General features: G+C 26.2%; 8 protein-coding genes. 3 read left to right on the top strand and 5 right to left on the bottom strand.

Translation table 11 applies throughout. The annotated features are described in order from the left end of the window. On the bottom strand, window positions 1-588 hold a 588-nt coding region (locus tag HZY83_RS04850; protein WP_179942951.1), incomplete at its 3' end, for a DUF4064 domain-containing protein. A gap of 348 nt (window positions 589-936) precedes the next feature. Here HZY83_RS04850 and HZY83_RS04845 point away from each other — a divergent pair. After that, the gene (locus HZY83_RS04845) at window positions 937-2,265 is read left to right on the top strand and encodes an MATE family efflux transporter (protein WP_179942950.1); all 1,329 of its coding nucleotides are present in this window, start codon (window positions 937-939) and stop codon (window positions 2,263-2,265) included. 93 nt (window positions 2,266-2,358) lie between these two features. Here the strand turns inward: HZY83_RS04845 and HZY83_RS04840 are convergent, their stop codons facing one another. Together HZY83_RS04840 and HZY83_RS04835 are read right to left on the bottom strand one after the other, a co-directional pair. Beyond that, entirely contained in the window at window positions 2,359-3,546 is a 1,188-nt protein-coding gene (locus tag HZY83_RS04840; protein WP_179942949.1) for a TVP38/TMEM64 family protein, read from the bottom strand. A gap of 10 nt (window positions 3,547-3,556) precedes the next feature. Then, window positions 3,557-4,246, bottom strand: a complete 690-nt coding sequence (locus HZY83_RS04835; RefSeq protein WP_179942948.1) for a YdjY domain-containing protein — start codon at window positions 4,244-4,246, stop codon at window positions 3,557-3,559. A gap of 265 nt (window positions 4,247-4,511) precedes the next feature. Between HZY83_RS04835 and HZY83_RS04830 the strand changes: the two genes are divergently transcribed. Next, entirely contained in the window at window positions 4,512-4,802 is a 291-nt protein-coding gene (locus tag HZY83_RS04830) for a PspC domain-containing protein (RefSeq protein ID WP_179942947.1), read from the top strand. Between the two features lie 41 nt (window positions 4,803-4,843). Here the strand turns inward: HZY83_RS04830 and HZY83_RS04825 are convergent, their stop codons facing one another. Then, window positions 4,844-5,281, bottom strand: coding sequence for a Dps family protein (locus tag HZY83_RS04825; RefSeq protein WP_179942946.1), 438 nt, complete (start codon window positions 5,279-5,281; stop codon window positions 4,844-4,846). 151 nt (window positions 5,282-5,432) lie between these two features. Between HZY83_RS04825 and yidD the strand changes: the two genes are divergently transcribed. Next, window positions 5,433-5,678, top strand: coding sequence for a membrane protein insertion efficiency factor YidD (gene yidD / locus HZY83_RS04820; RefSeq protein WP_179942945.1), 246 nt, complete (start codon window positions 5,433-5,435; stop codon window positions 5,676-5,678). 142 nt (window positions 5,679-5,820) lie between these two features. Here the strand turns inward: yidD and HZY83_RS04815 are convergent, their stop codons facing one another. Beyond that, entirely contained in the window at window positions 5,821-6,279 is a 459-nt protein-coding gene (locus tag HZY83_RS04815) for a low molecular weight protein-tyrosine-phosphatase (RefSeq protein ID WP_179942944.1), read from the bottom strand. Window positions 6,280-7,161 lie beyond the last annotated feature (882 nt).

Here is a 7,161-nt window from a genome sequence, read left to right as displayed (position 1 = left end):
ACTTAGCTCATTTCTAAATGAATTATAAAATTCCGTACTATTTAATACTTTATCTGTAAATCCTGTATATTTCAAAATACATAAAAATATAGCTACAAATAATAGTAAAATGTTAGCAATCCAAGCTTGATTCCCATTGCTATCATCAGTATTATTTTGATTAGGATCTTTTCTTACAAATAGCATTATTGCTACTATAAAGTAAGGTAAGTAGATTAAAATTGCCGCTCCGAAAGAAGCTATAAATACAAATAGTGCCACTATTATAAACAAAATACCTGACATAATTCTCTTTTTCATAGTTAGAGAAGCCACTATAGCGACAATTGTAGCAATAATTGCAAGTATTGCGTAAGTATCTACTACTGTTACCAACAAGTCTATAACTGTTTTCATTTCTGCATCTGTATAACGAACTCCATTATTACTTAGCTCATTTCTAAATGAATTATAAAATTCCGTACTATTTAATACTTTATCTGTAAATCCTGTATATTTCAAAATACATAAAAATATAGCTACAAATAATAGTAAAATGTTAGCAATCCAAGCTAGTACTTTTTCTACTGTTCTTTTAAATGGTTTCATAAATATCCTCCTATAAAAGTTTTATAATAGAGTAATTATATCATAAATTAATATTTTTACAAAAAAATAATTTGAGAAAAATAAAAAATAACTACTCTTATTTATTAATATCATTTAAATTAATAGTATATTATTATATAAGAATTATGTTTTAAATAATATTATTTAACTGCATTTGTTACTAATGTTATTTTTACAGCATCTCCTATAATATTTTATTGTTAAATATTTATACATTATAATTATACAAAAATTAATTTTATAAATTACACTCACTATTGATTTTAAATATAATTTGTTTTAAAATTAATTAGTATTTTGAAATAAATTTATGGAGATGGTACTATTATGAAAGATATGACAAAAGGGCCTATTTTATCTCAAATTTTGAGTTTCGCTATTTTTATATTTATAGGAGGTATGTTACAAAATTTATACTTGATTGTTGATTCTATTATTTTAGGTCAATATGTCGGAGAAAATGCTATAGCTGCGGTTGGGATTGCTTCTCCTATAAATTTTGTAGTTATAGGTTTTTTAATAGGTGTTACACAAGGTTTTAGTATTAATATGGCAAAAAGTTTTGGTGAAAACAACCTAGCTAAATTTAGACAATACCTTTATAACTCTATTATTTTATGTATAATTATAGGAATAATATTTACTGTTGTGTTATCTTGGACTAATGGTTATATTCTCCAAATAATAAATACACCTGCTCATCTATTTGATATGACGCACAACTTTTTATTTATACTATATTTGGGTTGTATCGCTAACTTATTTTATAATTTATTTGCAGGAGTATTACGTAGTATAGGAAATAGTTTTGCTCCATTAATATTTTTGGCTATATCTGTAATATCTAATGTTACTATAGCTTATATTTTTGTAGCAATATTTAATCTAGGTATTATAGGAACTGGTTGGGCGACTGTAATTAGTCAAATTATCGCAGCAACTAGTTGTTATTTCTACATTAGAAAAAAATATCCTGAATTAACTATTAACAAGAATGAAAATAATTTAGAAAAGAGTTTTATAGAGAAGTTAATTAAACAAGGTATTCCTATGGGAATGCAATTTTCATTTACAGGAATAGGTATTATAATAGTTCAAACATTTTTGAATGATTTTTCTACCAATCATATTGCCGGATTTAGTGTAGCAAGTAGAATTCAAAATATTATAATATATGTTTTTGTTGCATTGGGATCAGGTCTTTCTACATTTATAAGTCAAAACTACGGAGCATTAAAGTTTAATAGAATTGACAAAGCTGTGAAAATGAGTACCATATTAACAATTTTCTTGAGTATATTCACAATAGCATTTGTTTATTTTCTAGGAACTCCTATAGCTAAATTATTTACAAAAGAAGAAAATTTAGATTTTATAGGAGCATCTCAAACATATTTTAATTCTGTAATGTGGGCATATCCTATCTTAGGCCTTCTAATAGTATACAGAAATGCTCTTCAAGGATATGGATTCCCTATATCTGCAATGTTTGCAGGAATTGTAGAACTTGTTATGCGTGTATTAGTAGTAATAATATTTACAGGATCTTACGGATTCTTAGCTATATGTTTCTCAGATTCAATTACTTGGACAGTTACAGGTATAGTTTTAATTTTCGCTTACTACTATCTAGCAAAACACAAACGAAAAATTTAATATAAATACAAAAAGGATAATCAATATTATTTGATTATCCTTTTTTGTATAATTTTATTTTAAATAACTGAGGTTAAAATTCTATTATACCTTTTATTTTGCTTGTGTGTTTTTTATGTTTTTATGTTTATCATTGTAAACTTTTTTCATAATACCTATAACTATAGATAGAGCGAATAGTGACATTAATCCTAAGAACAGTTTTTGTGCTCCTCCAGTTAATGTTCCTCCTACGTAAGAATATACTATAGTCGCTGGAAGTTGCCCTATACCTGTAGCTACAAAGAATGACCAGAATTTCATATTTGTTAATCCTGCTCCGTAACTAACAAAGTCAAATGATACGAAAGGCAATAAACGACAAATAAGTATAGTTGATTTTCCATATCTTTCAAAGAAGACGTCTACCGATTCCATAGCTCCTTTACTCGTAAGTTTTTCTACTGGTCCTCTTCCTAAAGCACGTGCTAAATAAAAACATACAGCAGCTCCTACCATAGCAGATGACCAAGAAAGCACAGCTCCCCACACCCAGCCAAAGATTGCCGCATTAGATAGGGTTATAAGAAAAGCTGGAATAGGTGCAGCTATAGATTGTAATATCATTAGTATAAATGATACCACCGCAGCCCAAGCTCCATAAGATCTTAAATACTCTATTACTATTTTTGTATCTAATTGTGAGATTGTAGCAAAAGCATTATTCAAATTACTTCTTACACTTGGCACCGCAAAATAAACAATTAGGGAGATTGCTATTAATATTAATGCTATTGTGCGCTGTTTTCTTCGAATTTGTTTTCTTTTTGCTATTTCTTCTTCTGATAAAGTCTCTCTTAAATCTTTAAGCTTAATTTCTTTTTCTTTAATAGCTTTTAATTCTTCTTTTGTATAAACTTTCTGATATTTGCTTAATGTAGCTATTATATAAACATTTATTAAATTTATAACTGCTACTACTATAACAAATGGTAATACTAATTTTTTGGCAGGTATATTAATTAGAAATGCTTCTTTAGTAATAAAAATTATTTGCATAATCCTTCCAGTAAATAGAGCTGTTAGTAAAGTTAATGCCTCTATACAAAAAAACAGATACTTATAACCTATTCTATCATAAGCTATTCCTAACATTATACCAAATCCTATAAAGATATAAATAATAAGAGCAAGACTTATCATCATCTCATATTTAGTATGAAAAGTTAGTAGTAAAGATAAAAAATATCCTATAGCTAAACCTGTAGATAAATAATAAAATAATGTTCTTAATCTTTGCATAATACTACCTCTATATTCTATCTTTATCTATACTATAAACAGTAGCTACGTATGTCCCGTCTTCAGGAAGCAAGTCAGAATTACCAGTAAACTTAACTTCACCTGTACTTTCTACTGCTCCGTAAGTATATGTTTCATTAGATATTATTCCTACTGGACAACTATCTAAACAACTTAGACAACCTGTATTTTTTTCATTTGCTCGGTCTTTATTTCCTCCAAAACGAAAAGCTATTTTTTTGCCATTGCTATCTTTTATAATATCGTTAATATCATATAATCTATCCGCTCCGTTCCAAGTAACTTCCATTTTAATTGGAGTACCCTCAACGTGTGTATTTGCTGCATTGGCTGGTGTCATATTTCCACCTTCTTTTGCACTTATTTCGTTAAGAGCATTATAAAATTCTTCCGGTTTTGCAAAAGCTGTAAGCACTGATTTAGCTCCGTTACTTCCGCTTTGTTCTACTGAAGCGTGTCTTGTTGTTTGATTAAAATATTTTCCGTTAACTTGAGATAATACTGTAACCGTTCCTTTTTCTTTATCCACTTTTATTGGATTAGATAATGAAACGCCAAGAACTTGATCAGGGGACTTTTGTTCACTATTAGATTTAGATGAATCTTGCGAACTACAACCTACCGTTGTCAATGTTAGTACTGAAATTATAGCTAAAGGTATCATTCTAAAAAGTTTCATATATTTAACCTCCTAAGATATTTTATTTACACTTACATTATAACAATAAAACTGAGATAATACAATACTATTTATAAATTTTATATAAATTTTAGTGTTCGTTTCATCTTATTATTACCAATATTTTTAAATACAATATCTGTTATTATACACAACCTTAAAATTATTATGATGATTTTTATAGATATATTTTTATGTATATTTAAACTTATTTTTGATATAATATAAACCAATAACAATTATATTCTTAAAAGGAGGATATAACATGAAATTTTTGGAAAAAGTAAAAATTGTATTATCAACACTATTAAAAATTGTCGGAGTGTATAAATCTGATAAAGGTTATATTACTGGAGTTTGTAGCGGAATTGCAGAAAGATTTAATATAAATCCAACTATTGTTAGATTATTATGGTTAATCTCTATTCCTGTATCATTAACTGGAACATTGTTAGTTTATATAATATTATCTATAATTATGCCAAGAAAAGATAATTACCAACAAAATAATTATTATGGCAATGATTATATAGACGTAAACTCAAGAGAAATATAAAAAAAGCTACTGAATATTTCAGTAGCTTTTTTTATATTTTATTATTTAGCTAAATATGCATTTAACATCCAAACATTTTTTTCTAATTCTGTTTTGATTCCAAGTGCCATATCAGCAGTTCCTTGATCACTTACTTCTTCAGAAGATTCCATAAGTTCTGATAAATCAGCAATCAAAAGTTTAAAATCTGCTAAAACAGATTGTACCATTTCTTCTGTAGTTTCTTTTTCTGTTGCTTCTTGTATAGTTGCAATAGCTAGAGATCCTTTAAGAGTTGATACTGGACGTCCTCCAATAGCTAAAAATCTCTCTGCAACTTCATCTAAACTCTCAGTAGTGTTGTCATAGTATTTTTCAAACACTGAGTGTAGTGTATAAAAAGATGTTCCTTTTACATACCAATGGAAACTATGCAACTTTGTATATAGTACTGTTAAATTTGCAACTAATTTATTTAATTGTTCATGTTGTTTTGTCATAACAATTCTCCCCTCTAGTTTATAACTACATTATACTATTTTGATTTAATAAAAGTCAAACTATCGAACTCAATATATCGAATAATTGTAGAATTTTCTAGTTATTTATTATATAATTTTATACATATAAAAATTTAGGATTGGAGCTATTATGTCTAAAATATTAATTTTTCTAATAAATTGTTATAGAAAGTATATTTCTCCTTATACAAAGCCTAGATGTAGATTTTCTCCTACTTGTTCTTCGTATGCATTAGAAAGCTACGAAAAATTCGGATTTTTCTTGGGAACTTACTTAACAATAAAAAGATTATTAAAATGCCACCCTTTCTATAGAGGAGAATACTTTGATAATGTTCCTCTCTTTAAAGAAGATATTTTCAAGAAAAAGAAATAAAATCTTTTTCAATCAAAGTTAAACTAATTCATAATAGCTAATATAAAATAAATATATTTTTTGCTTTTCTTATAAAATTTTTATAAAACTTATAAACAAAATAACTATTTATAAAAGAATAGTTATCTGTTTTCAATTAATATTATTTTAAATCTTCTTTAATTTTATTTAATAATCCTGTACAGCCTTTTACGACGTCTTCATAAGTTATATCAAAGTCACCAGTATACCAAGGATCTGCTATTTCCCTTTGTTCTCCAGCATATTCTAATAACATTTTTAATTCACCATTATATCTACCATTTAAAAACTTTTTAATATTAATTATATTACTTTCGTCCATAGCTACTATATAGTCGTTATCCAAATCTTTATCTTCCAAAGTTCTAGAATACATTCCATCTACTGATATATTTTCTTTGGCTAATCTTTGTCTAGTACCTTTATGTACAGGATTTCCTTGTTCCCATGTACTTGTCGCAGCAGAATCTATTTGTATTTTATCTTCCAATCTCTCATCAAGCACCATTTTACGAAAAATCGCTTCTGCCATAGGAGAGCGACAAATATTTCCTAAACAAACAAATAATACTTTTACCATAATATTTTCTCCTTATAATATTGATATAATTTAAAAATTTTCAATAATTTTCATTTAAAATTTTAAAAGACTTTCATTCTTTACCGTTCTTTATTCAATAACTAAAATTTTATAACGAGTACTAGGTATTGTCAATATTTCTATATACAACAATAATGAAGAAAATATACTTTCAATAACTTTCTATATTTTTCTTATTGATTTCACTGTATTTTTATGCTACTTTAAAAGTACAAGAATATTTTTATTATATTTAGTTCAAAAGTTATATTATTAAAAAAATCAGTTAATTTGTAGTTGAACACTCTCAAATAGGAGGTTGGTAAAATGAAATCTTTTATAAGTCAATATATAGATTCAGCATATTTTATAGTTATATTTCTAGCTATACAGCTAGCGACAATGCATAAATCTACTAAAAAAACTCTATAAATATCTTTTGGTACAGTTACAATAATTTATTTTGTAATAATACTATTTACAAAAAATATATCTAACTTTAAAACTTATATATTTTACGTTATCTCTGTAATAATTATGTGGACATATCTACATATAAAAAAAAGAAAAAACAAATAAAGGTGACTTATATGATACGCATACTACTATCTATTCTCGAAATTTTAATGTTATTACAAATAATTAATAATTATAAGAAACTAAAAGCAAAAAATAAAGGCGACGTTTAGTCGTCTTTTTTATTTTGCCCTTACTAATTATTATTGTTTAAGTATAATATCATACATTATAAGTTATAACTTTTTGCTAACACACTTTTATATTAGCTATTTTAAAATTTCTTTTGTGACAAAATATTGACGCATAAAATATTTTTTTTTAAGAATTGTATTTATACTTATATATATAAGTATAAAAATCTGT

It is taken from the genome of Gemella sp. GH3, from assembly GCF_013415425.1.
Taxonomy (GTDB): domain Bacteria; phylum Bacillota; class Bacilli; order Staphylococcales; family Gemellaceae; genus Gemelliphila.
Note: the sequence above shows the minus strand (reverse complement) of the source record. Positions and strands in the feature narration are given on the sequence as shown.